Annotated in this window: 23 protein-coding genes and 1 pseudogene; 8 read left to right on the top strand and 16 right to left on the bottom strand. The window is 68.5% G+C overall.

Going from position 1 to position 24,719, the window contains the following annotated elements:
- Positions 1 to 585, bottom strand: a pseudogene (locus GTO19_RS04335) (hypothetical protein); the annotation flags it as partial.
- A 123-nt stretch (positions 586 to 708) separates the two neighbouring features.
- On the opposite strand from GTO19_RS04335, the gene trxA reads away from it, so the two are divergent.
- The 4 genes from trxA to GTO19_RS04355 all read left to right on the top strand — a co-directional run bounded on the left by trxA (position 709) and on the right by GTO19_RS04355 (position 4,666).
- On the top strand, positions 709 to 1,041 hold the full coding sequence (gene trxA / locus GTO19_RS04340; protein WP_009517103.1) for a thioredoxin TrxA: 333 nt from the start codon (positions 709 to 711) through the stop codon (positions 1,039 to 1,041).
- A gap of 197 nt (positions 1,042 to 1,238) precedes the next feature.
- On the top strand, positions 1,239 to 2,501 hold the full coding sequence (rho, locus tag GTO19_RS04345; RefSeq protein ID WP_291017523.1) for a transcription termination factor Rho: 1,263 nt from the start codon (positions 1,239 to 1,241) through the stop codon (positions 2,499 to 2,501).
- Positions 2,502 to 2,595: 94 nt separating this feature from the next.
- Positions 2,596 to 2,850 carry a type B 50S ribosomal protein L31 gene (locus GTO19_RS04350; RefSeq protein ID WP_291017526.1) on the top strand — a complete coding sequence of 85 codons (255 nt, stop codon included), beginning with the start codon at positions 2,596 to 2,598 and terminating at the stop codon, positions 2,848 to 2,850.
- Between the two features lie 109 nt (positions 2,851 to 2,959).
- Positions 2,960 to 4,666 carry a hypothetical protein gene (locus tag GTO19_RS04355; RefSeq protein WP_291017528.1) on the top strand — a complete coding sequence of 569 codons (1,707 nt, stop codon included), beginning with the start codon at positions 2,960 to 2,962 and terminating at the stop codon, positions 4,664 to 4,666.
- A gap of 10 nt (positions 4,667 to 4,676) precedes the next feature.
- Here the strand turns inward: GTO19_RS04355 and phoR are convergent, their stop codons facing one another.
- The 7 genes from phoR to pstS all read right to left on the bottom strand — a co-directional run bounded on the left by phoR (position 4,677) and on the right by pstS (position 11,497).
- Positions 4,677 to 5,999: a phosphate regulon sensor histidine kinase PhoR gene (gene phoR, locus GTO19_RS04360; protein WP_291017531.1), complete on the bottom strand. Its 1,323-nt coding sequence runs from the start codon at positions 5,997 to 5,999 to the stop codon at positions 4,677 to 4,679.
- Positions 6,000 to 6,057: 58 nt separating this feature from the next.
- Positions 6,058 to 6,789: a phosphate regulon transcriptional regulator PhoB gene (gene phoB, locus GTO19_RS04365; RefSeq protein WP_291017534.1), complete on the bottom strand. Its 732-nt coding sequence runs from the start codon at positions 6,787 to 6,789 to the stop codon at positions 6,058 to 6,060.
- Positions 6,786 to 7,487: a phosphate signaling complex protein PhoU gene (gene phoU, locus GTO19_RS04370; protein ID WP_291017536.1), complete on the bottom strand. Its 702-nt coding sequence runs from the start codon at positions 7,485 to 7,487 to the stop codon at positions 6,786 to 6,788. The genes phoB and phoU overlap by 4 nt, the downstream gene beginning before the upstream one ends.
- A gap of 28 nt (positions 7,488 to 7,515) precedes the next feature.
- Positions 7,516 to 8,307 (bottom strand): phosphate ABC transporter ATP-binding protein PstB, encoded by a 792-nt coding sequence (pstB, locus tag GTO19_RS04375; protein WP_291017624.1) that lies wholly within the window; start codon positions 8,305 to 8,307, stop codon positions 7,516 to 7,518.
- A 145-nt stretch (positions 8,308 to 8,452) separates the two neighbouring features.
- Complete coding sequence (gene pstA / locus GTO19_RS04380) at positions 8,453 to 9,307, bottom strand: phosphate ABC transporter permease PstA (protein WP_291017538.1); 855 nt, start codon at positions 9,305 to 9,307, stop codon at positions 8,453 to 8,455.
- Between the two features lie 19 nt (positions 9,308 to 9,326).
- A complete protein-coding gene (gene pstC, locus GTO19_RS04385; RefSeq protein ID WP_291017540.1) occupies positions 9,327 to 10,355 on the bottom strand; it encodes a phosphate ABC transporter permease subunit PstC in 1,029 nt (342 codons plus the stop codon).
- A 110-nt stretch (positions 10,356 to 10,465) separates the two neighbouring features.
- Positions 10,466 to 11,497: a phosphate ABC transporter substrate-binding protein PstS gene (gene pstS, locus GTO19_RS04390; RefSeq protein WP_291017543.1), complete on the bottom strand. Its 1,032-nt coding sequence runs from the start codon at positions 11,495 to 11,497 to the stop codon at positions 10,466 to 10,468.
- Between the two features lie 197 nt (positions 11,498 to 11,694).
- Between pstS and GTO19_RS04395 the strand changes: the two genes are divergently transcribed.
- Positions 11,695 to 13,182, top strand: a complete 1,488-nt coding sequence (locus GTO19_RS04395; protein WP_291017545.1) for a Ppx/GppA phosphatase family protein — start codon at positions 11,695 to 11,697, stop codon at positions 13,180 to 13,182.
- Between the two features lie 74 nt (positions 13,183 to 13,256).
- Positions 13,257 to 13,655 carry a hypothetical protein gene (locus tag GTO19_RS04400; RefSeq protein ID WP_291017548.1) on the top strand — a complete coding sequence of 133 codons (399 nt, stop codon included), beginning with the start codon at positions 13,257 to 13,259 and terminating at the stop codon, positions 13,653 to 13,655.
- Positions 13,656 to 13,821: 166 nt separating this feature from the next.
- On the opposite strand, the gene GTO19_RS04405 is transcribed toward GTO19_RS04400, so the two are convergent.
- Genes GTO19_RS04405 through GTO19_RS04420 form a run of 4 tightly spaced genes read right to left on the bottom strand, consistent with a single transcriptional unit; the run spans position 13,822 to position 18,056 of the window.
- Positions 13,822 to 14,304, bottom strand: coding sequence for a histidine phosphatase family protein (locus tag GTO19_RS04405; protein ID WP_291017551.1), 483 nt, complete (start codon positions 14,302 to 14,304; stop codon positions 13,822 to 13,824).
- Between the two features lie 19 nt (positions 14,305 to 14,323).
- On the bottom strand, positions 14,324 to 16,393 hold the full coding sequence (gene ppk1 / locus GTO19_RS04410) for a polyphosphate kinase 1 (protein WP_291017555.1): 2,070 nt from the start codon (positions 16,391 to 16,393) through the stop codon (positions 14,324 to 14,326).
- Positions 16,390 to 17,310 carry a UDP-2,3-diacylglucosamine diphosphatase gene (locus GTO19_RS04415; protein WP_291017557.1) on the bottom strand — a complete coding sequence of 307 codons (921 nt, stop codon included), beginning with the start codon at positions 17,308 to 17,310 and terminating at the stop codon, positions 16,390 to 16,392. Before GTO19_RS04415 ends, ppk1 begins: the two co-directional genes overlap by 4 nt.
- Positions 17,310 to 18,056, bottom strand: a complete 747-nt coding sequence (locus GTO19_RS04420) for a GNAT family N-acyltransferase (protein ID WP_291017627.1) — start codon at positions 18,054 to 18,056, stop codon at positions 17,310 to 17,312. Before GTO19_RS04420 ends, GTO19_RS04415 begins: the two co-directional genes overlap by 1 nt.
- 135 nt (positions 18,057 to 18,191) lie before the next feature.
- On the opposite strand from GTO19_RS04420, the gene GTO19_RS04425 reads away from it, so the two are divergent.
- Positions 18,192 to 18,725: a DOMON-like domain-containing protein gene (locus tag GTO19_RS04425; RefSeq protein ID WP_291017560.1), complete on the top strand. Its 534-nt coding sequence runs from the start codon at positions 18,192 to 18,194 to the stop codon at positions 18,723 to 18,725.
- 19 nt (positions 18,726 to 18,744) lie between these two features.
- A complete protein-coding gene (locus GTO19_RS04430; protein WP_291017563.1) occupies positions 18,745 to 19,950 on the top strand; it encodes a DUF1343 domain-containing protein in 1,206 nt (401 codons plus the stop codon).
- Positions 19,951 to 19,965: 15 nt separating this feature from the next.
- On the opposite strand, the gene GTO19_RS04435 is transcribed toward GTO19_RS04430, so the two are convergent.
- The 4 genes from GTO19_RS04435 to ftsH all read right to left on the bottom strand — a co-directional run bounded on the left by GTO19_RS04435 (position 19,966) and on the right by ftsH (position 24,683).
- Positions 19,966 to 20,457: a GNAT family N-acetyltransferase gene (locus GTO19_RS04435; RefSeq protein ID WP_291017565.1), complete on the bottom strand. Its 492-nt coding sequence runs from the start codon at positions 20,455 to 20,457 to the stop codon at positions 19,966 to 19,968.
- Entirely contained in the window at positions 20,457 to 21,791 is a 1,335-nt protein-coding gene (gene glmM, locus GTO19_RS04440) for a phosphoglucosamine mutase (protein ID WP_291017567.1), read from the bottom strand. Before glmM ends, GTO19_RS04435 begins: the two co-directional genes overlap by 1 nt.
- A gap of 77 nt (positions 21,792 to 21,868) precedes the next feature.
- Positions 21,869 to 22,693 (bottom strand): dihydropteroate synthase, encoded by an 825-nt coding sequence (gene folP / locus GTO19_RS04445; RefSeq protein ID WP_291017569.1) that lies wholly within the window; start codon positions 22,691 to 22,693, stop codon positions 21,869 to 21,871.
- A gap of 73 nt (positions 22,694 to 22,766) precedes the next feature.
- Entirely contained in the window at positions 22,767 to 24,683 is a 1,917-nt protein-coding gene (gene ftsH, locus GTO19_RS04450) for an ATP-dependent zinc metalloprotease FtsH (RefSeq protein WP_291017630.1), read from the bottom strand.
- Positions 24,684 to 24,719 lie beyond the last annotated feature (36 nt).

A 24,719-nucleotide genomic window follows, 5' to 3' on the forward strand; every position in this document is an offset into this window, starting at 1 on the left:
GGTGACGTAGGCGGATGTGCCGGCCCAGGTGGCAGCCAGATTGGCCACCAGCGACTCCCATTGCGTGCTGGCCGCGCCGCCCGCCGCCGCGAGCGCCGCGCGGCGTTCCTCGGCCCAGGCCGCGCGCCGCTCGGGCGCCTGCGCGGCGGCCAGCGGCGCCAGCTGGCGAGCGGCGTCGATCAGGCGGGCCACCAGCTCGCGGCGCAGGCCCGCGTCCAACCGCGCGGGCACCACGCGCTCGATCCACGCGGCGGCCACCAGGGCGTCGCGCGCCATGTCGTGGCTGATGTCGTCGGAGCCCGGTCGCCAGGGCGCCAGCGCCGCGGCCCAATCGCGAAGCGTCGTGAAGCGTGGCGCCAGGCCCGCGGCCTGCCGCTGGCGCTCGGCCCAGGCGCGGCGCGCCTCGGTCGCCAGGGCGCCGTAGGGCAGCAGCACCACCACGCGCGACAGGGGCACCGCGGCCTCGCGCGCCGCGCGCACCAGCTCGTCGAACGGGGCCCGCCACGCACACGACATCGCGTCCGCCTGCACGGCGGCGCCCACAAGGGCTGACTCGTCGTGAGGTCTCGCGGGGGCTGGCGTCATGAAAAGGGGGTTTCTGTCACAATGCGGCGGCCTGCACAGAGGGAGCCGACGTCGTCGCCCGGCCTGCCGCTTGCGCCGCACTGTAACCTCCCACCGCTCACTGAAAACCCAAGGACGAACCCCATGGCCAGCGACCTGATCAAACACGTTTCCGATGCCAGCTTCAAGGCCGATGTGCTGGACAACAAGGCCCCGGTGCTGGTGGACTTCTGGGCCGAATGGTGCGGCCCCTGCAAGATGATCGCCCCCATCCTGGACGAGGTCGCCGGCACCTACGACGGCAAGCTGCAGATCGCCAAGCTCAACGTCGACGACAACCGCGACGTGCCCGCAAAGTTCGGCATCCGTGGCATCCCCACGCTGATGCTGTTCAAGGACGGCCAGCTCGCCGCCACCAAGGTGGGCGCGCTCAGCAAGGCCCAACTCACCGCCTTCATCGACCAGCAACTGGCCTGATCCCCCGGCCCGGGCGCGAGCCCGGGCCCCGAGCCGCGCGCGGGCTCGACGACAGGGTGCACTCGCAGCGATTCCTGTCATAATCCGCCGCAATGCGGGCAGCAAGCCCGCCTCTCCCCCGCGCGACGTCCGTCATCCGGACCACAGCGCCCACCTCCCCGCTCTTCTCCAATCGCCTCCACCCTGGAGTGACGTCGATGCACCTGAACGAACTCAAGGCCCTGCACGTTTCCGAAGTGTTCAAGCAGGCCGAAGCGCTCGAAATCGAGAACACCGGCCGCATGCGCAAGCAGGAGCTGATGTTCGCCATCATCAAGAAACGCGCGAAAACCGGCGAACAGATCTTTGCCGACGGCGTGCTCGAGGTCCTGCCCGACGGCTTCGGCTTCCTGCGCGCGCCGGACACCAGCTACACCGCCGGCACCGACGACATCTACATCTCGCCCAGCCAGATCCGCCGCTTCAACCTGCACACCGGCGACATGATCGAGGGCGAGGTCCGCATCCCCAAGGACGGCGAGCGCTACTTCGCGCTCAACAAGCTCGACAAGATCAACGGCCTGGCTCCCGAGGAGAACAAGCACAAGATCATGTTCGAGAACCTGACGCCCCTGTTCCCCAAGGAACAGATGCGCCTGGAACGCGACATCAAGAGCGACGAGAACATCACCGGCCGCATCATCGACATCATCGCCCCCATCGGCCGCGGCCAGCGCGCGCTGATCGTGGCGCCGCCCAAGAGCGGCAAGACGGTGATGATGCAGCACATCTGCCACGCCATCACCGCCAACCACCCCGACGTCGAACTGATGGTGCTGCTGGTGGACGAGCGCCCCGAGGAAGTGACCGAGATGCAGCGCACCGTGCGCGGCGAGGTCATCGCCTCCACCTTCGACGAGCCGGCCGCTCGCCACGTGCACGTGGCCGAGATGGTGATCGAGCGCGCCAAGCGCCTCGTCGAGCTCAAGAAGGACGTGGTGATCATGCTTGACTCGATCACCCGCCTGGCCCGCGCCTACAACAACGTGCTGCCCTCTTCCGGCAAGGTGCTCACCGGCGGTGTGGACGCCAACGCCCTGCAGCGTCCCAAGCGCTTCTTCGGCGCGGCCCGCAACGTGGAAGAAGGCGGCTCGCTCACCATCATCGCCACCGCGCTGGTCGACACGGGCTCGCGCATGGACGAGGTGATCTTCGAGGAGTTCAAGGGCACCGGCAACTGCGAGATCCACCTCGACCGCCGCCTGTACGAAAAGCGCGTCTTCCCCTCCATCCAGCTCAACCGCAGCGGCACCCGCCGCGAGGAACTGCTGCTGCAGCCCGAGATCCTGCAGAAGACCCGCATCCTGCGCCAGTTCATGTACAACATGGACGAGATCGAGGCCATGGAAATGGTCTTGAAGAGCATGAAGGCCACGAAGAACAACTCCGAGTTCTTCGACATGATGCGGCGCGGGGGCTGATCCGGCCGTCACGCTATAATCTTCGGTTTTATCGGCGGCAAGTACGTTGGAAGGGTTCCGACGCGGCTGTCGCAACCGACCTGAAGGAATCGCCATGAAAGAAGGCATCCACCCGAACTACCGCGAGGTTTGCTTCCTCGACCTGTCGAACAACTTCAAGTTCGTCACCCGTTCCTGCGCGAACACCAAGGAAACCATCAAGATGGACGACGGCCGTGAACTGCCGCTGTTCAAGCTCGATACCTCCAGCGAATCGCACCCGTTCTACACGGGCACGCAAAAGAGCGTGGACAACATGGGCGGCCGCGTCGAGAAATTCCGCAACCGCTACGCCAAGACCGCCAAGTAAATCTGGCGCTGGCCCGAGAAAGCAGCCGCAAGCCGGCTGCTTTTTTTTCGCCCGAATGATCCCGCGCACGCCATTTGCCCCGAGTGCGCCGCTTGTATAGTCCCCAGCCGTGAACCGCCCGACGCCCGCCATCGTGAGCCAGTCGGCCGTGCGCCGACTGCCGCGCGCGGCCCTCATCCTGTTCTGCGTGGCCTACGTGCTGCCCGGCTTCCTGGGCCGCGAGCCCTGGAAGAACGCCGACGTGGGAGCCTTCGGCGCCATGGCCGAACTGGCCCGGGGCGGCGATTGGTGGCATCCCGCAGTGCTGGGCCTGCCGGTGGAAGACGCCGCGTTGCTGCCCTACTGGCTGGGCGCGCTGTTCATCAAGGCCCTTCCGTTCCTGCCGCCTGATTTCGCCGCCCGTCTGCCCTTCGGTGGGCTGCTGGCCCTTACGCTCGCCTGCACCTGGTACGCCGTGTACCACCTGGCGCGCCAGCCGGCGGCTCAGCCGGTGGCCTTCGCCTTCGGCGGCGAGGCCCGCCCCGCCGACTACGCCCGCGCGCTCGCCGACGCCGGTCTGCTGGCCCTGGTCGCCTGCCTGGGGCTGGCCCAGCTGTCCCACGAAACCACGCCCGACGTGCTGCGCCTGGCCGCCACGGCGGCCATGCTGCTGGGCAGCGCCCGCCTGTCCTCTCCTGACCTGCCGCAACCCTGGCGCGGCGTGGCGTGGTGGACGGCCGGCTGGTTGGCCCTGGCCCTGAGCGGCTCGGCCGGACTGGGCCTGGTGCTGGGCACCGGCTGGCTGGGCCTGATGTGGCTGGCGCCCCGGCCAACGGCCACCGAAGCCCCTGGCAGGAGCGGGCAAGCCCTGCTGGGCGTCGCCACCGTGGCCGGCGCGCTCATCGCGGTCGGCAGCGGCTGGACAGGCGCCCTGGGTCCGGCCGATGCGCCCCAGGCCCTGGCCCGCCTGCCGCTGGACAGTTGGGGGCGCCTGCTGTTGTGGTTCACCTGGCCCGCCTGGCCACTGGTGCTCTGGACGCTGTGGCGCTGGCGGCGCCAGTGGCGCCAGGCCCACGTGGCCCTGCCGCTGTGGGCCGCCCTGGTGGTGGTGGTGCATTCGGCGCTGGCGCCCGAGCGCGACCGCGCCCTGCTGCTGGCCCTGCCGGCGCTGGCCGTGCTCGCGGCCTTCGCCCTGCCCACGCTGCGGCGCAGCGTGTCTTCGCTCATCGACTGGTTCACCCTGCTCTTCTTCTCGTTCTGCGCGCTGGTCATCTGGGTGATCTGGGTGGCCATGATGACCGGGGTGCCGGCCAAGCCGGCCGCCAACGTGGCCCGGCTGGCACCGGGCTTCGTGCCCGACTTCTCCTTCGTGCTGTTCGCGCTCGGCGCGGCGGCCACACTGGCCTGGCTGTGGCTGGTGTCCTGGCGTGTCGGCCGCCACCGCGAGGCCATCTGGAAGAGCCTGGTGCTGCCTGCCGCGGGCAGCACGCTGTGCTGGCTGTTGCTGATGACCTTGTGGCTGCCGCTGCTCGATTTCGGCCGCAGCTACGGCCCGATCTCGCGGCGCATTGCCGAGCTGGTGCCCGCCAACAGTTGCGTGCTGGCCGACGGGCTGTCGCAGGCGCAGATCGCCGCGCTGCGCCACCACGGCGGCCTGCGACTGGTGCGCACGGGAGGCGGTGGCGGCGCCGACTGTCGCAGCCTGATCGCCACGCCACAAAGCCAGGGCAGCCTGCACCAGCGCGTGAACCTCACGCAATGGGCGTTCAAGGCCAACGTCTGGCGCTTGAACGACAGCAAGGAAAGCCTGGTGCTGTACCTGCGCGTGGGCGGCTGACCCCGCCAGCTCAACCCGGCGGCGTCGTGCGCACCCGGGTCGGCGGCAGCGCGATGGTGAAGGTCGAACCCTGCCCCACGGTGCTCTGCACGTCGATGCGCCCGCCGTGGCGCTGCGCCACGTGCTTGACGATGGCCAGCCCGAGGCCGGTGCCGCCGGTTTCCCGCGAACGGCTGCGGTCCACGCGGTAGAAGCGCTCGGTCAGGCGCGGCAGGTGCTCGGCGGCGATGCCGGGGCCCGCATCCGTCACGTAGAACTCGGCCACGCCTTCGTCGTTGATGCGCCAGCCCGGCTCGATCAGGCCACCACCGGGGGTGTAGCGCACGGCGTTGCTCATGAGGTTGGACATGGCGCTGATGAGTTCGGTCTTCGCGCCGGACACCCAGAACGAGGCGCTGCCCGCCGAGGGTTCGATGCGGTGGGGCGTGCTCGCGATCGCCTGGCTCAGGCCACGCGCTTCCTGCACCGCGTGCTCCAGCAGTTCCTGCGTGGCACACCATTCGCCCTGCCCTGGCGCGGGGCTGCCCTCCAGACGCGAGAGCGTCAGCAGGTCGTTCACCAGCGTCTGCATGCGGTGGGCCTGCTGGCTCATGAGCCCGAGGTACTGCTGCCGCTCCTCGTTGCTGAGCTCCAGGCTTTGCATGGTCTCGACGAACCCGCTGAGCACCGTGAGCGGCGTGCGTATTTCGTGCGACACGTTGGCCACGAAGTCGCGCCGCATGGCCTCGGCGAGCTGCACCGCGGTGATGTCGCGCGTGATCATGAGCTTGCGCTTCTTGCCGTAGGGGTGGATCTGCAGTGAGATCTTGGCCGGCTGCGAGGGGCGCGGACCGATGCCGTCGATGGTGATCTCGTGCCCGAAATCGCCGGCTGACAGGTAGGCGTTGAAGGCGGGGTGGCGCACCAGGTTGCGCACGTACTGGCCCAGGTCACGCTGCGGATCGAAGCCGAGCTGGTTGGACGCCGTGAGGTTGGCCCATTCGATGCGGCCCGCCGCGTCCAGCAGCACCACGCCGTTGGGCGAGGCCTGGATCGCCGCGAGAAAGTCCTCCAGCCGCGCGTCGCTGTTGGCGGCCTTTTTTTCCAGCTTCTTGATCAGCTTGCGGCAGCGGTCGAGCACCTCGCCCCAGAATCCGCCGAGCTCGGGCATGCGGGAGACGTCGGCCTTGTTGAGCCAGCGCAGCACGCGCTGCGCGCGCAGACCGTCGCGCACGGCCCATATGCCACACCCGACGAGCGCGCCCACGAACGACAAGGCCGCCTTGTCGGCGACCCAACCGATCGCCGCTCCCGCAGCCACCAGGAGCAGCAGTTCCAGGAACCTCCGACTCACTGGAGAACCTGCGCGCGACGCGCTGCGGTGCGAGCCCCTTCGGGCGGCCGTGCGCGGCTCATGTGGCCGAGAGCGTCGACCCTTGCGCCGTGCGAGCGGGGCTGTTCAGGGCGGTGAGGCGGTAGCCGGCGCCACGCACCGTCTCGACCATGGTCGATGCCTCACCCAGAGACTCTCTCAATCGCTTGACGTGCACGTCCACGGTTCGCTCCTCGATGAAGACATGGTCTCCCCAGACCTTGTCGAGCAGCGTACCACGGGAGTGCACGCGCTCCGCGTGCTTCATGAGGTAGTGCAGCAGCTTGAACTCGGTGGGCCCCACCTTGAGTTCGCGTCCGCGAAAGCTCACGCGGTAGGTGGCCGCGTCGAGCGTGAGGTCGCCCACCTGCACCGAGTCGTTCACGATCTCCGGCGCGCGCCGGCGCAGCACGGCGCGGATGCGCGCCAGCAACTCCTGCGTGGAGAAGGGCTTGGTGATGTAGTCGTCGGCACCGGCGTCCAGGCCCTGCACCTTGTCGCTCTCGTCGCTGCGCGCGGTGAGCATGAGGATGGGCACGGTCTTGGTGCGCTCGCTCTTGCGCCACTGGCGCGCCAGCACCGCACCGCTCTCGCCGGGCAGCATCCAGTCGAGCAGGATCACGTCGGGCAGCACCGCATCGACCTCGCGCTGGGCTGCGGCGCCATCGAACACGATGGTGGGCGCAAAGCCGTTGTGCCGCAGGTTGACGGCAATCAGTTCGGCGATCGAGGGTTCGTCTTCGACGACCAGCACGCGGGGCAGTTTTCTCATCCGGCAACGGACTCCACTTTGTCGACGGGCGTGTGACGGACGTCTTCGCCCTTGACGATGAAAATGATCTGTTCGGCGATGTTCTTGGCGTGGTCGCCGATGCGTTCGATGGACTTGGCCAGGAACAGCAGGTCCAGGCTTGGCGAGATCTTGCGCGCGTCTTCCATCATGTAGGTGATGAGCTTGCGCAGGAAGCCGTTGTACTCCTCGTCGATCTCGTCGTCCGCCTTGATGATGGACACCGCCATCTGCGTGTCCAGGCGCGCGAAGGAATCGAGCGATTTTCGCAGCAGCGAGGCGGCGAGGTCGGCGGCCAGGCGCAATTCGGAGATCGGCAGGTTGCGCGGCGAGCCGGTCTCGATGATGGACTTGACCATGCGCGCCATGCGGGCCACTTCGTCGCCCGCGCGCTCCAGGTTCTGCGTGGTGCGCGAGATGGCCATGAGGAAGCGCAGGTCGCGCGCCGTGGGCTGGCGACGGCCGATCGTCGAGATGATCTCGTGGTCGATCGACACCTCCATCTGGTTGATGCGGTTCTCGTTCTCTTCCACCTGAAGGGCGGATTCCAGGCTCATGTTGACCAGCGCGTAAATCGCCTGGTGCAGTTGCGATTCGACGAGGCCGCCCATCTCCAGCACGTTGGTGGAGATGGAATTGAGTTCGGCGTCGAACTGACTGGACAGGTGCTTGTCGCTCATGCGTGTGTCTCCCGGGGTGTGGCGCGGATCAGCCGAAGCGGCCGGTGATGTAGTCCTCGGTCGCCGTCTTGGTCGGCTTGAAGAAGATCTGCTCGGTGGCACCGAACTCGATCAACTCGCCCAGGTACATGTAGGCGGTGTAGTCGCTGCAGCGCGCGGCCTGCTGCATGTTGTGCGTGACGATGGCGATGGTGTAGTCGGACTTGAGTTCGTGCACCAGCTCTTCCACCTTGCCGGTGGAGATCGGATCGAGCGCGGAGGTGGGCTCGTCGAGCAGCAGCACCGAGGGCTTGACCGCCACGCTGCGCGCGATGCACAGGCGCTGCTGCTGGCCGCCGGACAGCGACAGGCCGCTCTGGTTGAGCTTGTCCTTCACTTCCTTCCACAGCGCGGCCTTGGTCAGCGCCCACTCCACGCGGTCGTCCATTTCGCTGCGCGGCAGGTTCTCGTACAGGCGCACACCGAAGGCGATGTTGTCGTAGATCGACATGGGGAACGGCGTGGGCTTCTGGAACACCATGCCGATGCGCGCGCGCAGCAGGTTCAGGTCCTGCTTGGCGTCGAGGATGTTCTGGCCGTACAGCTTGATCTCGCCCTCGGCGCGCTGGCCCGGGTACAGGCTGTACATGCGGTTGAGCGTGCGCAGCAGCGTGGACTTGCCGCAGCCCGAGGGGCCGATGAAGGCCGTGACGCGCTTTTCCTGGATGTCGAGCGTGACGTTCTTCAGGCCCTGGAACTTGCCGTAGAAGAAGTTGAGGTTGCGCACCTCGAGGGCGTTGCGCACCTCACCCTGTGCGGCGGGCGACTTGCTCGCGGCCATGTTCTCGGGGCGGATGGCGAAGGCGGTTTCGGACACGATGAGTTCCTTGAATGAAGCTGTTACCGAGAGGTGCCGCGGAACCGGCTTTGCCGGGCCGCAGGCGCCGCCCCCTTGAGGGGGTCGCGCAAAGCGCGGCGGGGGTGTTTCACGTTTTCACTTTGTCGCGGAAGAAGACGCGCGCCAGGATGTTCAGGGCAAGCACCGTCAGCGTGATGATCAGCGCGCCGGCCCACGCCAGGCGGATCCAGTTGTCGTAGGGGCTCATCGCGAACTGGAAGATCACCACCGGCAGGTTGGCCATCGGGCCGCCCATGTCGGTGCTGTAGAACTGGTTGCTGAGCGCAGTGAACAGCAGTGGCGCGGTTTCGCCGCTGATGCGGGCCACGGCCAGCAGCAGTCCGGTGATCACGCCGCTCTTGGCCGCGCGCAGCGTGACCATCAACGACACCTTCCAGCGCGGCGCGCCGAGCGCGAAGGCCGCTTCGCGCAGGCTGCCCGGCACCAGGCGCAGCATGTTCTCGGTGGTGCGAACCACCACGGGAATGGCGATCAGCGAGAGCGCCAGACTGCCGGCGTAGCCCGAGAAGTTGCCCACGGTGGCCACGGCGATGGAGTACACGAACAGGCCGAGCACGATGGACGGGGCCGACAGCATGATGTCGGTGACGAAGCGCGTGAACTCGGCCACCTTGCTGTTGTCGCCGTATTCGGTGAGGTAGATGCCGGCCAGGATGCCCACCGGCGTGGACACCAGCACCGACAGACCCACGATCATCAGGCTGCCCAGCAGGGCGTTGCGCAGGCCGCCGCCTTCCGAACCCGGCGCGGGTGTGTCGGCGCTGAAGGTGTTGAGGTCGAGACCGGCCAGCCCGTTGGAGAACAGGACCCACAGGATCCACAGCAGCACGAACAGGCCGAGGACCATGGCGCCCATGGAGAGCGTGAGGCCGACGAGGTTGGTGCGCTGGCGGCGGTTGTAGAGCGCTTGGTTCATTTGCATGGTGTGTCTCGCTCTGCGCTCAGGCGCCCTTGGCCTTCTCGGCGCGAATGATCATCCACTTGGCCAGTGCCAGCACCACGAAGGTGATGCAGAACAGCAGGAAGCCGAGGGCGAACAGGGTGTTGAAGTGCAGGCCTTCGGCCTCGCCGAATTCGTTGGCCAGCACCGAGGCGATGGACGTGCCCGGCGAGAACAGCGAGGTGGGCATGCGGTTGGCGTTGCCGATCACGAAGGTGACGGCCATGGTTTCGCCGAGCGCGCGGCCCAGGCCGAGCATGATGCCGCCGATGACGCCCTTCTGCGTGTAGGGCAGCACCACCTTGGCGACCACCTCCCAGGTGGTGCAGCCCAGGCCGTAGGCGGATTCGCGCAGGATGGGCGGCGTGATCTCGAAGACGTCGCGCATCACCGCCGCGATGAAGGGGAGCACCATGAACGCGAGGATGATGCCGGCGGCCAGGATGCCCAGGCCATTGGGCGCGCCGCCGAACAGCCAGCCGATCAGGGGCATGCCCATCATCAGCTCGCGCACCGGCACCTGGAAGTGGTCGGCAAACACCGGCGCGAAGACGAACAGGCCGAACATGCCGTAAATGATGGACGGCACGGCGGCGAGCAGCTCGATGGCGGTGCCCAGCGGCCGGCGCAGCCACACGGGGCAGGTTTCGGTGAGGAAGAGCGCGATGCCGAAGGCCAGCGGCACGCCGAACAGCATGGCGATGCCCGCGCTGAGCAGGGTGCCGACGATCGCGATCGCCGCGCCGTACTGCTCGTTGACGATGTCCCACTCCACCGTCCACAGGAAGCCCAGGCCGAAGGTCTTGAAGGTGGGCCAGGCGTTGAGGAAGAGCGAGACGATGATGCCGGCCAGCGCCACGAGCACCAGCAGCGAGAAGGCCTGCGTGAGGCGATGGAAGACGATGTCCTGCCATTGCTGGCGGCGGGCGACGGCCCGCATGGCGCTGTCGCTGCGCTGTTCGCGCGCGCCGCTGGACGGGGAGCTGGTGGAAGCCATGCTGGGGTCTGCGCTGCTGGTGGTGGTGTTCATCGGACCCCCTTCGGGCCTGGTGTGACAGACTGTATGACAGACATCGGACTGAAAGAACCCACCGGACGGCACGCGCCTGCCGGTGGGTTCTTGGGGCGCTCAGGCCCGGCTCAGCGAGCGATCTGCGACCAGACCTTGTCGCGGATCTGGCTGGTCACGCTGTCGGGCAGCGGCACGTAGTCCAGCTCGACGGCGGCCTGCTTGCCGTTCTTGAAGGCCCAGTCGAAGAACTTCAGCACCTCGGCCGATTGCGCCTTGTCGGTGGGCTGCTTGTACATGAGGATGAACGACGCGGTGCTGATGGGCCAGCTCTCCTTGCCCTTGGCGTTCACCATGGACACGCCCATGCCGGGCACGCTCATCCAGTCCACGCCGGCAGCGGCGGCGGCGAAGCTCTTGTCGTCCGGCTGCACGTACTGGCCATCGGCGTTCTGCAGGCTCATGTGCGGGATGTTGTTCTTCTTGGCGTAGGCGTATTCCACGTAGCCGACGGAGCCGCGGGTGCGGCTCACGTTGGCGGCCACGCCCTCGTTGCCCTTGCCGCCCACGGAGGTGGAGGCGGGCCACTTCACGGCAGCGCCCTTGCCCACCGAGTCAGCCCAGTCCTTGCTCACGGAAGCCAGGTAGTCGGTGAAGTTGAAGGTCGTGCCCGAGCCGTCGGCGCGGTGCACCACGGTGATGGGGGTGTTGGGCAGGGTCTTGCCGGGGTTCAGCGCGGTGATCTTGGCGTCGTTCCAGGTGGTGATCTTGCCCAGGAACATTTCGGCCAGCACGGGGCCGGTGATGCGGATGGAACCAGGGGCGAAGCCTTCCAGGTTGAACACGGGCACGGTGCCGCCGATGATGGCGGGGAACTGCACCATGCCGTCCTTGTCGAGGTCTTCACCTTTCACGGGCGCGTCGGAGGCACCGAAGGCCACCGTCTTGGCGCGGATCTGGCGCAGGCCGCCCGACGAGCCGATCGACTGGTAGTTCAGGCCGGTGCCCGTCTGAGCCTTGTACATCTCCGCCCACTTGGCATAGATCGGGAACGGGAACGTGGCGCCAGCGCCGGTGATGTCGGCGGCTTGTGCGGTGCCGAGCGCGACGGTGGCCATCGCGGCAGCGGCCAGGGCTTTCAGAAGGGTGCGTTTGCTGTTCATGCAGAGAGTCCTCAGGGGTTGCAAAGAAGGGACGAGCGGACTTTATGGACGCTGTGTGACAGCCACATGACAGTGATGTCACATAACAAAAAGGCCGCCGACGCCCGCACCGCAACCGCCCGCCCACGGGGCATGCGTCACAATCGGCGCCTCTCGCCCCCCGACCCTCGCTTGCGGCCGCGCGTCCCCATTTCTTCATGCAAAACGGAACCCTCCTCGCCGCCGTGGACCTCGGCTCGAACAGCTTTCGCCTGGAAATCGGGCGCTACCACGCCGGGCACATCGAGCGGGTGGAGTACCTGAAGGAGACCGTGCGCCAGGGCAACGGACTGGACGACGAGAAGAATCTCAACCCCGCCGCCATGGAGCGCGGCTGGGAATGCCTGGCCCGCTTCGGCGAGCGCCTGCAGGGCTTCAAGAAGCAGCAGGTGCGCGCCGTGGCCACGCAGACCCTGCGCGAGGCCCGCAACCGCGAACAATTCCTCAACCGCGCCCAGCAGGTGCTGGGCTTTCCGATCGAGGTCGTCTCCGGCCACGAAGAGGCGCGGCTGATCTACCAGGGCGTCTCGCGCCTGCTGCCGCATTCCGACGAGCGCCGCCTGGTGGTGGACATCGGCGGGCGCTCGACCGAGATGATCATGGGCCAGGGCTACACGGCCGAGGTGCTCGAGTCGTACCGGCTGGGCAGCGTGGCCTGGTCCACGCGCTATTTCCCGCGCGGGCAGTTCACCGCGGCCACGCTGAAGACGGCCGAGGTGGCGGCCAAAGCCGTGCTCGACGAGGCCATGGACAAGTTTCCGCCCACGCAATGGCACGTGGCCTATGGCTCTTCCGGCACGGTGGGCTCGATCGCCGACATGCTGGGCGCCAACGGCTGGGCCATGGGGCTGATCACCCGCTCCGGGCTGGATTGGCTCACCGAGCGCCTGCTGCGCGCGGGCCATGTGGACAACCTGCGCATCGATGGCCTGAAGGACGACCGGCGGCCGGTGCTGGCCGGCGGCCTGGCGGTGCTGCGCGCGATCTTCGACCTCTACGGCCTGGACCAGATGCTGCCCGCGCAGGGCGCGCTGCGCCACGGCGCGCTGTACGACCTGATCGACCGCGAGAGCGACGGCGGCGACGTGCGCGAGCGCACGGTGCGCTGGCTGGCGCAGCGTTTCTCGGCCGACGAGGCCCAGGCGCGCCGCGTGGGCGAGGTGGCCAATGCGCTGTTCTCGCAGGTGGCTGCGCCCGACGAGCAGGACTCCCGCTACTCGCAGAAGCTGGCCTGGGCGGCGCAGTTGCACGAGATCGGCTCGCACATCTCGCACGAGCGCAACCACCACCACGGCGCCTACATCCTGGACAACGTGGACGCGCCGGGGTTTTCGCTGCGCGAGCTGCACCGCATGAGCCTGCTGGTGCTGGGCCAGCGCGGCAAGCTGCGCAAGCTGGAAGAAGCCCTGCAGGACGAACTGTTCGCCAAGCAACTCGTCTGTCTGCGCCTGGCCGTGCTGCTGTGCCACGCGCGGCAATTGCCGGAGTACCAGTCCATGCGCCTGAGCTACAAGACCGGCGCCTTCAAGCTGGCCACGCCATCGGGCTGGGCGCGGCGCTTCCCGCAGTCGGCCTGGCTGCTGGGGGAAGAGATCCAGGCCTGGCAGAAGGTCTCGTCCTGGAAGTTCACGGCGGACGTGCGCTGAGCCGTCGCACGCCTTTCATATAAACCGTTTATACGGTTTATACTCATCGCTCCCATACCCCCGAGGAGTGATCCATGGCCCCGGCCAACGACAAGTCCGCCAGCAAGAAGCCCAAGCTCGTTCGCGACAGCTTCACCATCCCGAAGAACGAATTCGCCGCGATCGAGGCACTCAAGGCCCGGGCAATCGCCCTGGGCACCAGCGTCAAGAAGAGCGAACTGCTGCGCGCCGGCCTGATGGCGCTGCAGGGCCTGAGCGACGCGGCTTACAAGGCCGCCGTGGCCGCCGTGCCCACGCTGAAGACCGGTCGCCCCGCCGCCGCGAAGGCGCCGGCCACCAAACCCGTGGCAGCGCCGGCCAAGAAGAAAGCCGCAGCCAAGAAGCCGGTAGCGAAGAAGGCGGCGAAGCCCGCTGCCAAGGCTGCACCCGCGAAGAAAGCCGTTCGCAAGACGGCACCCGTCAAGGCCGCCTGAGTCCGCAGAAGGTGTGAGAGGACCCGGCGTGGTCGAGCAGATCGCGCAGAGGCGTCCAATCAAGGCGCAAAGCGCAGCCGTAGCTTGCGCTACGGCGAGCATTTGCAACGCCGAGTGGGCGCCTCTGCGCGAGATGAGCGGCCATGGCGGGTGCTCTCACACCTTCTCAGAGCATCTCGGGCGTCTGCACCGTGACAACCACGGTCTCGCCCGAGCCGTTGCGCTCGCGGTGGCGCAGCCACCACAGCGCGCCCTTCTTCACCGAGCAGTCGTCCTCGGTGAAACCCATCAGGCGGGCGATCACCTGACCCAAGGTGGGTTGATGCCCCACCACCACCACCGGCCCTTTGCCGGCGGGCCACTGCACCAGTTCCAGCAAGGCGTCGGCACTGGCCTCCGGGGCGATCGCTTCGCTGATCTTGTAGCGCCGGCCCAGCGCCATGGCAGTCTGTTCGCAGCGCGCGGCCGGGCTGCTCCACACCCGCGCGCCTTCGGGCAGTTGGCGGTCCAGCCAGGCGGCCACGCGCGCGGCCTGCTTCTCCCCGCGCGGGGTGAGCCGACGCGCCAGATCCTCCCGATCACCCGGCACGCCCTCGGCCAGGTCGGGGTGATCCTGCGCTTCGGCGTGGCGCCACAGGATCAGGTCCATGCCACGCACCGTCATCGCCTTACCCTTTCCCACCGTGTCTCGCCATCAAGCCGGCCTGGGCGGACTGCAGGTGGTTGCGATGTCGCCCGGAAGCCGCGGGAACATAGTGGCCGTCGGGCTGCAGCAGCCAGGCGTCGCGCGTGTCGTGCAGGTAGGCGTTGAGGCACTCGTCCACGATGCGCTGGCGCAGGCTCGGGTCGGTCACCGGCCAGGCCAGCTCCACGCGGCGCAGCATGTTGCGGTTCATCCAGTCGGCGCTGGACAGCCAGATCTCCTCGTCGCCATTGACGCGGAAGTGGTACACGCGCGAATGCTCCAGCAGGCGTCCGATGACCGAGCGCACGCGCACGTTGTCGGTAAAGCCCGGCACGCCGGCCGGCAGCACGCAGGCGCCGCGCACGATGAGGTCGATCTTCACGCCCTGCTGCGAAGCCGCGGCCAGCGCGCGCGCCAGCGGCTCGTCGGTGAGCGCGTTCATCTTGAGCGTGATGCGCGCGTCCTGGCCGCGCGCGGCGGCCTCGCCAGCGGCCGCCACCTTGTCGAGCATGGCCTTGTGCAACAGGAAGGGCGCGATCAGCGCCTTGTTCAGCTTGGCCAGCCGGTTCTGGCTGGCCAGGTGCAGGAAGACCTGGTCGACGTCGGCGGTGAGCGATTCGTCGGCCGTCAGGTAGCTCAGGTCGGTGTAGACGCGCGCGGTGCCCGGGTTGTAGTTGCCGGTGGACAGGTGCGCGTAGCGGCGCAAACCGGCGGGCTCGCGCCGCGTGATGAGCAGCATCTTGGCGTGCGTCTTGAGCCCGACCACGCCGTACACCACCTGCGCGCCCACGGATTCGAGCCGCTCGGCGTAGTTGATGTTGGCTTCCTCGTCGAAGCGCGCCTTGAGCTCCACCACCGCCGTCACTTCCTTGCCACGGCGCACGGCCTCGCGCAGCAGGTCCATCAGCTCGCTCTTGGCGCCGGTGCGGTAGATGGTCTGCTTGATGGCCAGCACGTCGGGGTCTTCCACCGCCTCGCGCAGGAAGGACAGCACGGCATCGAAGCTCTCATAGGGCTGGTGGATCAGCACGTCGCCCTGCTGCAGGCGCTCGAAGAACGACTGCCCGGGCGTGAGCTGCTGCGGCCAGCCGGGCAGGTAGGGCTCGAAGCGCAACTCGGGCGCGTCCACCTTGTCGATGAGCTGGTTCAGGCGCACCAGGTTCACCGGCCCCGGCACGCGGTACAGGCAGGCCGGCGGCAGGCCGAACTGTTCGAGCAGAAAGTCGGACAGGAAGGTGGAGGCGCCGGCGGAGACTTCCAGGCGCAAGGCCTGCCCGTAGTGGCGCTGCTGCAGTCCCTTGCGCAGGGCGGTGCGCAGGTTCTTCACCTCTTCCTCGTCCACCGCCAGATCGGAATGGCGCGTGACGCGGAACTGCGAGAACTCGGTCACCTGGCGGCCGGGGAACAGCTCGTTCAGGTGGGTGCGGATGAGGCTGGAGATGGAGACGAAGTGGATCTGCCGAGAGCCCTTGACCGACGGCAGGCGGAAGAAGCGCGGCAGGATGCGCGGCACCTTGACGATGGCGATCTCGTTCTCGCGGCCGAAGGCGTCCTTGCCGGTGAGGCGCACGATGAAGTTGAGCGACTTGTTGGCCACCTGGGGAAACGGATGGGCCGGGTCCAGGCCCACGGGCATCAGCAGGGGCTGCACCTCGTTGTGGAAGATCTCGCGCACGTGGCGCCGCTGGCGCGCGTTGCGCTCGCTGTGCGCCACGATCTTGATGCCCTTCTTTTCAAGCGCGGGCAGCAGCTCGTCGTTGTAGATGGCGTATTGCTGGGCCACCAGCTGGTGCACTTCGGCGGACAGGGCCTCGAAGGTCTGGACGGTGTAGAGACCGCGCGTCTCGTGGGCCTTGGCCGCCGCCAGTTGCGGGGCCATGCGCACCTCGAAGAACTCGTCGAGGTTGCTGGAGACGATGCTGAGGTAGCGCAGGCGCTCCAGTTCGGGCACGTCCGGGCGGCGCGCCCAGTCCATCACGCGTTCGTTGAACGCGAGGATGCTGTGGTCGCGGTCGAGAAGGGAAAAACGCGGGGCGGTGGGTTGGCCGGTCATGCGCCAATTATGGTTTGGCCGCGCGCTTTTTCAGCCTGCGCGATGCCCTCGGGCAAGGCGCCCGGCGCCCAGTGCACCAGCTCCAGGCGGCCGTCCATGTGCTCCACCAGGGCCGACAGGCTTTCCACCCAGTCGCCGTCGTTGCAGTAGAGCGTGCCGTCGATGTGGCGCATCTCGGGCCGGTGGATGTGGCCGCAGACCACCCCGTGGTAGCCGCGCGAGCGGGCCTCGGCCGCCACGGCGCGCTCGAAGTCCATCACGTAGTTCAGGGCCTTCTTGACCTTGTGCTTGAGGTACTGCGAGAGCGACCAGTACGGCAGCCCCATGCGCGCGCGCAGCGAGTTGAGGTGGTTGTTCAGGCGCAGGAGCAGTTCGTAGGCGTTGTCGCCCAGGTAGGCCAGCCACTTGGCGCACTGGATCACCCCATCGAAGTGGTCGCCGTGCACCACCCACAGGCGCCGGCCGTCGGCCGTGAGGTGTTCGGCCTCGTTGCTCACCTCGATGCCGCCGAACTGGTTGCCATCGAACTGGCGCGCGAATTCGTCGTGGTTGCCCGGCACGAAGACCACGCGGCAGCCCTTGCGCGCGCGGCGCAGGAGCTTTTGCACCACGTCGTTGTGCGACTGCGGCCAGAACCATTTGCGGCGCAGTTGCCAGCCGTCGATGATGTCGCCGACCAGGTACAGGGTCTCGCTGGGGTGCTGTTTGAGGAACTCCAGCAGCGGGCGGGCCTTGCAACCGGCGGTGCCCAGGTGCAGGTCGGAGATGAAAACGGCCCGGTAGCGGGCGCGCTCCGGGCCGTCGGGGGTGTCGTCGGCGTCGCCGTGGTCGACGTCGATGGGCAGGGCCCCTCCCCCGCCCGCCTGCAGGCGCGATCGTGCGGCCCAGCCGCCCAGTGCATCAAAAGCGGTTCGCATCAGGCGGCCCCTCCCAACAGGTGTTTTCGGTAACGCGGCGGCAGGTCGCCCAGCCGCATCAGCATGGGCAGGTCGGCGGTGTTGAAGTCCGGGTCCCAGGCCGGCGGGCCCAGCACCTTGGCGCCCAGGCGCAGGTAGCCCTTGATCAGGGCGGGCGGCTCGACGTCGAGCGAGCCGTCCAGCCGATCCACCGGCAGCGGCAGGCGCGGGCGCACGTGCCAGTCGATGGGTGCGAGGTGGTGTTCGCGCACCTGGCGCCAGAGGCTGGCGGCCAGGCGGCCGTCGTGGTGCATGGGGATGCTGGCGCAGCCGATCATCACGTCCAGCCCGTTGCGCTGCATGAAGGCGCCCAGCGCGCCCCAGAGCGCCAAGATCACGCCGCCCTGGCGGTGGTCCGGGTGCACGCAGCTGCGGCCCAGCTCCACCATGCGTTCGCGCACCTGGCGCAGGCGGGTGAGGTCGAACTCGGTGTCGCTGTAGGTGCTGCCCACGCGGCGCGCCTGCGCCGGGGTGAGCACGCGGTAGGTGCCGATCACTGCGTCGGTGGCGACGTCGCACACCAGCAGGTGCTCGCAGAAGTCGTCGAAGAGATCGATGTCGTGGCCCGGCAGCGGCGTGGCCAGCCGAGCGCCCATCTCGCCCGCGAACACGTCGAAGCGCAGGCGCTGCGCGGCGCGCACGTCGTCCAGGTGGCGCGCCCAGCGCACCTGCAAACCGCCCGCGCGCTCGGGCGCCGGGAGGGCCATGGGCAGCGGCGTCGCTGCGATGATCTGCGTCTTGTCCATGGCCCTCCATGCTGCGACGCACCCGTGGCATGCACATGGCAAGCAAGTGACGGTTGCGTGAAACGACACGGTGCCCGGGCTGACACAATGGCGCCCGTGCCCACCCCGCTGCCCCTCATTCCCCACCCCGCTTCGCCGCCGATCGCGCTCGGCATCACGGTGAGCGTGAGCGCCGAGCCCCGCGAGCTGGTGCTGCACTACCGCGTGCACGGGGATACTGGCGCGGTGCGCTGGCCTGAGCCCCGGGGCGGCGGCATGGCCGACGGCCTGTGGCGCCACACTTGCCTGGAGGCCTTCATCGCCCAGGCCGGCCAGGGCGCCTACCGCGAGTTCAATTTCTCCCCGTCGGGCCGGTGGGCCGACTACGCCTTCAGCCGAACGCGCGTGCGCGACGCGCAGCCACGCGCGCCGCAGGCTCCCGTGATCGAGCGGCGCGACACCGCCGACGGCGTGGAGCTGGTGGCGGTGCTGGAGCGGCGGTACCTGCCGCCCGGGGCCTGGCAACTGGGCCTGAGCGCGGTGATCGAGGACACCCGCGGCCAGGTGTCGCACTGGGCGCTGCACCACCCCCGGCCCACCCCCGACTTCCACGACCCCGCCGGGTGGACGCTGCACCTGCCCGCCGACTGATCTGCTCCCACCCACACCCATGCAATTCGGCATCGAACGCTTCCTGAACGACCCCGCGCTGCGCGCACCCCTGGCCGGGCGGCGCGTGGCCGTACTGGCCCACCCGGCCTCGGTCACGCGCGACCTCACGCACAGCCTGGACGCCCTGGCCGCCCTGCCCGACGTGAAGCTGAGTGCCGCCTTCGGCCCGCAGCACGGACTGCGCGGCGACAAACAGGACAACATGGTCGAGTCGCCCGACTACACCGACCCGCGCCTGGGCATCCCCGTGTTCAGCCTGTACGGCGAGGTGCGCCGCCCCACCGACGCCATGATGGACAGCTTCGACGTGCTGCTCGTCGACCTGCAGGACCTGGGCTGCCGCATCTACACCTTCATCACCACGCTGCGTTATGTGCTGGAAGCCGCCGCGCGCCTGGGCAAGGCCGTGTGGGTGCTGGACCGGCCCAACCCCGCCGGGCGCCCGGTGGAAGGCACCACGCTGCGCGAGGGCTGGGAGAGCTTCGTGGGTGCGGGCCCCATGCCCATGCGGCACGGGCTCACCATGGGCGAACTGGGCCAGTGGTTCATCGCCACGCTGGGCCTGTCGCTGGAGTACCGCGTGATCACCATGGCCGGCTGGCGCCCCGACGAGGCGCCCGGCTTCGGCTGGCCCATCGGCGAACGCAGCTGGGTGAACCCCAGCCCGAACGCACCCAACCTGTCGATGGCGCGCGCCTACGCGGGCACCGTGATGCTGGAGGGCACCACCCTCAGCGAAGGCCGCGGCACCACGCGGCCCCTGGAGCTGTTCGGCGCGCCTGACATCGACACCCCGCGGCTGCTGGCGGACATGCGCCGCATCGCACCGCAGTGGCTGCGCGGCTGCGTGCTTCGCGAGTGCTGGTTCGAGCCCACTTTCCACAAGCACGTGGGCCAGCTGTGCGCGGGCGTGCAGATCCACGTGGAAGACCCGGCGCACTACGGCCACACGGAATTCCAGCCCTGGCGCCTGCAGGCCCTGGCGTTCCGGGCCATCCGGCTCCAGCGGCCCGACTACCCGCTGTGGCGCGACTTTCCCTACGAATACGAGCGCGACCGGCTGGCGATCGAGCTCATCAACGGCGGGCCGCTGCTGCGCGAATGGGTGGACGACGTGACCGCGCCGCCCGAGGCGCTGGATGCGCCCGCGCGGGCCGACGAGGCTGCGTGGGTCGAGGCGCGCCGGCCCTTCCTGCTCTACTGAGCGCTCAAGCGGCGCTCAGTCCAGCCACTTCTGCAGAAACTGCGCGCTGCCCATCGCCGGGTCCAGCTGGTACCCAGCGAAGCCCACGCGCTGATACAGCCGCAGGGCCGGCGTGTTGCCCGACAGCACCTCCAGCGTGAGCTTGCAGGCGCCGCGCTCGCGCGCGATGCGCTCCACCTCGCCCAGCATGGCCTCGGCGATGCCGCGCCCCCGGTGGCTGGCCAGCACCGCCACGTCGTGCACGTTCACCAGCGGCAGGCACTTGAAGGTGGAGAACCCCTCGATGCAGTTGACCAGTCCCACGGCGGCTTCGCCGTCGAAAGCCAGCACACTGAAAGCGTGTGGACGGCTCGCCAGTTCGGGCACCAGACGCTGGCGGGCGAAATCGCTCAAAGGTTCGCCACCGCCGGCCGGATCGCTCGCGTACGCGTCCAGCAGGGCCACGATGGCGCGCGCGTCGGCTGCCCGGGCGTAGTCGGCACGCCGCACGGAATAGGCCGCGGCCATCAGGCGGCCCTCGCAGCGTCGGCCAGACGCTCGGCGCTGGCCTGGGCCACGGCGGCGTCGCGCGCCTCCACCATCACGCGCAGCAGCGGCTCGGTGCCACTGGCGCGGATCAGCACGCGGCCAGCCTCGCCCAGCTCACCCTCCACCGCCTTGGTGGTGTCGGCCAGGCGGTGGTTGGTTTTCCAGTCCTGCCCGGGCTGCAGGCGCACGTTGATGAGCGTCTGCGGGAACAGCGTCACATCGGCCAGCAGTTGCGCCAGCGTCTTGCCGCTGCCCACGCAGGCGTAGAGCACCTGCAGGGCCGACACCAGGCCGTCGCCCGTGGTGTGGCGGTCGAGCACCAGCAGGTGGCCCGAGCCTTCGCCGCCGAGGATCCAGCCATGGCGCTCCAGTTCTTCGAGCACGTAGCGGTCGCCCACCTTGGCGCGCACGAAGCGCACGCCGCGCGCCTTGAGCGCCACCTCCACCGCCATGTTGGTCATGAGCGTGCCCACAACACCGGGCACGTCCTCGTCGCGCGCCAGGCGATCGGCCACCATCAGGTAGAGGAGTTCGTCGCCGTTGTAGAGGCGGCCGTGGCGGTCGGCCATCTGCAGGCGGTCGGCGTCGCCGTCGAGCGCGATGCCATAGTCGGCGCCGTGCTCGCGCACCGCCGCCAGCAGGGCCTCGGGGTGGGTGGCGCCCACGCCGGCGTTGATGTTCAGGCCATCAGGCGCGCAGCCGATCTTGATGACCTCGGCGCCGAGCTCGTGGAACACGGCGGGCGCGATGTGGTACGCCGCGCCATGCGCCGCGTCCACCACGATCTTCAGGCCTTTGAGGCTCAGGTTCTGCGGGCAGGTGCTTTTGCAGAACTCGATATAGCGGCCCGCCGCGTCGTCCAGCCGGCGCGACTTGCCCAAGCCCGCCGCCGGCACCCAGACCGGGGGCTCATCCAGCGCGGCCTCCACATCCAGTTCCCACTGGTCGCTCAGCTTGGTGCCCTGCGCGCTGAAGAACTTGATGCCGTTGTCGTCGTACGGGTTGTGGCTGGCCGAGATCATCACGCCCAGGCTGGCGCGCTGCGCCCGCGTGAGGTAGGCCACCGCCGGCGTGGGCACGGGGCCCAGCAGCACCACGTCCACACCAGCGGAGTTGAAGCCGGACTCGAGCGCGGCCTCCAGCATGTAGCCGGAAATGCGCGTGTCCTTGCCGATCAGCACCGTGGGGTGGGCTTCGGTGCGCTTGAGCACGCGGCCCACCGCGTGCGCCAGGCGCAAGACGAAATCGGGGGTGATCGGGGCTTGACCGACGGTGCCACGGATGCCGTCGGTGCCGAAATACTGCCGGGCCATGTCTTGCTCTCCTCGGGTCTGGCTTGTTCTGTATGACCTTCGGATTATCAGGGCCCGGTGGGGCCGGGCGACGAGGTTCAATGTGCGGCTTGCCACACCTTGAGGGCCTCGACCGTGGCGCGCACGTCGTGCACGCGCAGCACGCGCGCGCCGCGCTGGGCGGCCAGCACGGCGGCGGCGACGCTGGCGTGCACGCGCTCGGCGGGGTTCTGCAGGCCGGTGACCGCACCCAGCGAGGACTTGCGCGACCAGCCCGCGAGCAGAGGGTAGCCTTCTTCCAGCAGCTCGCCCTGGCGCGCGAGCAGGCTGAAGTTCTGCGGCACGGTCTTGCCGAAGCCGATGCCGGGATCCAGCACGATGCGGTCGCGCGCGACGCCGAGATCGCGCAGGGCCTGGGCGCGCTCGCGCAGGAAGCCACGCACCACCGGCAGCACGTCGCCCTCCAGCGGCGCCACCTGCATGGTCAGCGGGTCGCGGTGCATGTGCATGAGGCACACGCCGGCACGCGGGTGGGCGGCCACCGCGCCGAGCGCGTCGCCCTGGCGCAAGGCCCAGATGTCGTTGACGATGTCGACGCCCAGATCGAGCACGGCGCGCATCACCTCGGGCTTGTTCGTGTCTACCGACAGCGGCACGCCCAGGCGCAGGGTCTCGCGCAGCACCGGCAGCACGCGCGCCAGTTCCTGGTCCAAGGGCACGGGCTGGCTGCCCGGGCGGGTGGATTCACCGCCAATGTCCAGGATGTGCGCGCCCTCGGCCACGAGTTGCTCCGCGTGGGCGATGGCGGCGCGCGTGCTGGCGTGCTGGCCGCCGTCGGAGAACGAGTCGGGCGTGACATTGACGATGCCCATCACGCGGGGCTCGCTCAGGTCGATGTCGAAGCGGGTGGTGGTCCAGCGCATGGCGGGCGGATGGGCAAGGGAAAAAGAAAACGGGGCCGATCATGGCCCCGTTCGGGTGGTGAGATGGTGGTGATCAGGCCGCGTTGGGTGCGGGATCCGGCGTGACCGCCGGCGAGCCGCCGCTGCCACCACCGCCGCCCACCGGGTTGCGCGGCGTCCAGTCCTTGGGCGGGCGCGGCGGCTTGCCGGCCATGATGTCGTCGAGCTGGTCGCCGTCGATGGTTTCCCATTCGAGCAGGGCCTTGGCCATGGCGTGCATCTTGTCGGCGTGCTCCTCGATCAGGCGGCGCGCCTCGGCGTACTGCTCGTCGATGATGCGGCGCACCTCCGAGTCCACCTTCTGCATGGTCTGTTCGGAGATGTTGGTGGTCTTGGTGACCGAGCGGCCCAGGAACACCTCGCCCTCGTTCTCGGCGTAGACCATGGGGCCCAGCGCGTCCGTCATGCCGTAGCGCATCACCATGTCGCGCGCGATGTGCGTGGCGCGCTCGAAGTCGTTGCTCGCGCCGGTGGTCATCTGGTTCATGAACACCTCTTCCGCGATGCGGCCGCCGAACAGCATGCTGATCTGGTTGAGCATGTACTCGCGGTCGTAGCTGTAGCGGTCCTTCTCGGGCAGGCTCATGGTCACGCCGAGCGCGCGGCCGCGCGGGATGATGGTGACCTTGTGCACCGGGTCGCACTTGGGCAGCAGTTTGCCGACGAGCGCGTGGCCAGCCTCGTGGTAGGCCGTGTTGCGGCGCTCCTCCTCGGGCATGACCATGCTCTTGCGCTCGGGGCCCATGAGGACCTTGTCCTTGGCCTTCTCGAAGTCCTGCATCTCCACGGTACGCGCGTTGCGGCGCGCGGCCATCAGCGCGGCCTCGTTGCACAGGTTGGCCAGATCGGCGCCGCTCATGCCCGGCGTGCCGCGCGCGATGATGGCGGCGTTCACGTCGGTGCCCAGCGGGATCTTGCGCATGTGCACGTTGAGGATCTGCTCACGGCCGCGGATGTCGGGCAGCGTGACGTAGACCTGGCGGTCGAAACGGCCCGGGCGCAGCAGCGCGGGGTCCAGGATGTCGGGGCGGTTGGTGGCGGCCACCACGATCACACCCAGGTTGGTCTCGAAGCCGTCCATCTCCACCAGCATCTGGTTGAGGGTCTGTTCGCGCTCGTCGTTGCCGCCGCCCAGACCGGCGCCGCGGTGGCGGCCGACGGCATCGATCTCGTCGATGAAGATGATGCAGGGCGCGTTCTTCTTGGCCTGTTCGAACATGTCGCGCACGCGGGCCGCGCCCACGCCGACGAACATCTCCACGAAGTCGGAGCCGGAGATGCTGAAGAACGGCACCTTGGCCTCGCCGGCGATGGCCTTGGCCAGCAGCGTCTTGCCGGTGCCCGGCGGGCCGACCAGCAACACGCCGCGCGGGATGCGCCCGCCCAGCTTCTGGAATTTCTGCGGATCCTTCAGGAAATCGACGACTTCCTTCACCTCTTCCTTGGCCTCGTCGCAGCCGGCGACGTCGGCGAAGGTCACGGTGTTGTTGTTCTCGTCGAGCATGCGCGCCTTGCTCTTGCCGAAGCTGAAGGCTCCACCCTTGCCACCGCCCTGCATCTGCCGCATGAAGTAGATCCACACGCCGATCAGCAACAGCATGGGGCCCCAGCTCACCAGCAGGGTCATCAGCAGCGAGCCCTCTTCGCGGGGGCGCACGTCGAATTTGACGTCGTAGTTGATGAGGTCGCCGACCAGCCCACGGTCGAGGTAGGTGGCCGTGGTGCGCACGCGCCGGTCGTCCTGGGTGACGGCCACGATCTCGGTGCCGCCCTGGCCTTCCTGGATGGTGGCGCTCTTGATCTGGCGAGCCTTGACCTGGTCAAGGAACTCGGAGTAACCGATGTACCCCGCGCCTGCGCTCGTGCGGCCGTCGAACTGCTTGAAGACCGTGAAGAGCACCATGGCGATGACCATCCACACGGCGATTTTCGAGAACCACTGGTTGTTCAACTGCTGCTCCTGGGTGCGCACGCGCGCAAGTGCACG

Origin of the sequence: Hydrogenophaga sp., assembly GCF_011772445.1 — a bacterium.
Lineage (GTDB): Bacteria > Pseudomonadota > Gammaproteobacteria > Burkholderiales > Burkholderiaceae_C > Hydrogenophaga.

Excerpts from the sequence above, each read along its gene's own strand:
- trxA (WP_009517103.1), top strand. The coding sequence starts at position 709 with ATGGCCAGCGACCTGATCAAACACGTTTCCGATGCCAGCTTCAAGGCC.
- rho (WP_291017523.1), top strand. The coding sequence starts at position 1,239 with ATGCACCTGAACGAACTCAAGGCCCTGCACGTTTCCGAAGTGTTCAAG.
- GTO19_RS04350 (WP_291017526.1), top strand. The coding sequence starts at position 2,596 with ATGAAAGAAGGCATCCACCCGAACTACCGCGAGGTTTGCTTCCTCGAC.
- phoB (WP_291017534.1), bottom strand. The coding sequence starts at position 6,789 with ATGAGAAAACTGCCCCGCGTGCTGGTCGTCGAAGACGAACCCTCGATC.
- phoU (WP_291017536.1), bottom strand. The coding sequence starts at position 7,487 with ATGAGCGACAAGCACCTGTCCAGTCAGTTCGACGCCGAACTCAATTCC.
- pstB (WP_291017624.1), bottom strand. The coding sequence starts at position 8,307 with ATGGCCGCGAGCAAGTCGCCCGCCGCACAGGGTGAGGTGCGCAACGCC.
- pstA (WP_291017538.1), bottom strand. The coding sequence starts at position 9,307 with ATGCAAATGAACCAAGCGCTCTACAACCGCCGCCAGCGCACCAACCTC.
- pstC (WP_291017540.1), bottom strand. The coding sequence starts at position 10,355 with ATGAACACCACCACCAGCAGCGCAGACCCCAGCATGGCTTCCACCAGC.
- pstS (WP_291017543.1), bottom strand. The coding sequence starts at position 11,497 with ATGAACAGCAAACGCACCCTTCTGAAAGCCCTGGCCGCTGCCGCGATG.
- GTO19_RS04395 (WP_291017545.1), top strand. The coding sequence starts at position 11,695 with ATGCAAAACGGAACCCTCCTCGCCGCCGTGGACCTCGGCTCGAACAGC.
- GTO19_RS04400 (WP_291017548.1), top strand. The coding sequence starts at position 13,257 with ATGGCCCCGGCCAACGACAAGTCCGCCAGCAAGAAGCCCAAGCTCGTT.
- GTO19_RS04405 (WP_291017551.1), bottom strand. The coding sequence starts at position 14,304 with ATGGACCTGATCCTGTGGCGCCACGCCGAAGCGCAGGATCACCCCGAC.
- ppk1 (WP_291017555.1), bottom strand. The coding sequence starts at position 16,393 with ATGACCGGCCAACCCACCGCCCCGCGTTTTTCCCTTCTCGACCGCGAC.
- GTO19_RS04415 (WP_291017557.1), bottom strand. The coding sequence starts at position 17,310 with ATGCGAACCGCTTTTGATGCACTGGGCGGCTGGGCCGCACGATCGCGC.
- GTO19_RS04420 (WP_291017627.1), bottom strand. The coding sequence starts at position 18,056 with ATGGCCCTCCCGGCGCCCGAGCGCGCGGGCGGTTTGCAGGTGCGCTGG.
- GTO19_RS04430 (WP_291017563.1), top strand. The coding sequence starts at position 18,745 with ATGCAATTCGGCATCGAACGCTTCCTGAACGACCCCGCGCTGCGCGCA.
- GTO19_RS04435 (WP_291017565.1), bottom strand. The coding sequence starts at position 20,457 with ATGGCCGCGGCCTATTCCGTGCGGCGTGCCGACTACGCCCGGGCAGCC.
- glmM (WP_291017567.1), bottom strand. The coding sequence starts at position 21,791 with ATGGCCCGGCAGTATTTCGGCACCGACGGCATCCGTGGCACCGTCGGT.
- folP (WP_291017569.1), bottom strand. The coding sequence starts at position 22,693 with ATGCGCTGGACCACCACCCGCTTCGACATCGACCTGAGCGAGCCCCGC.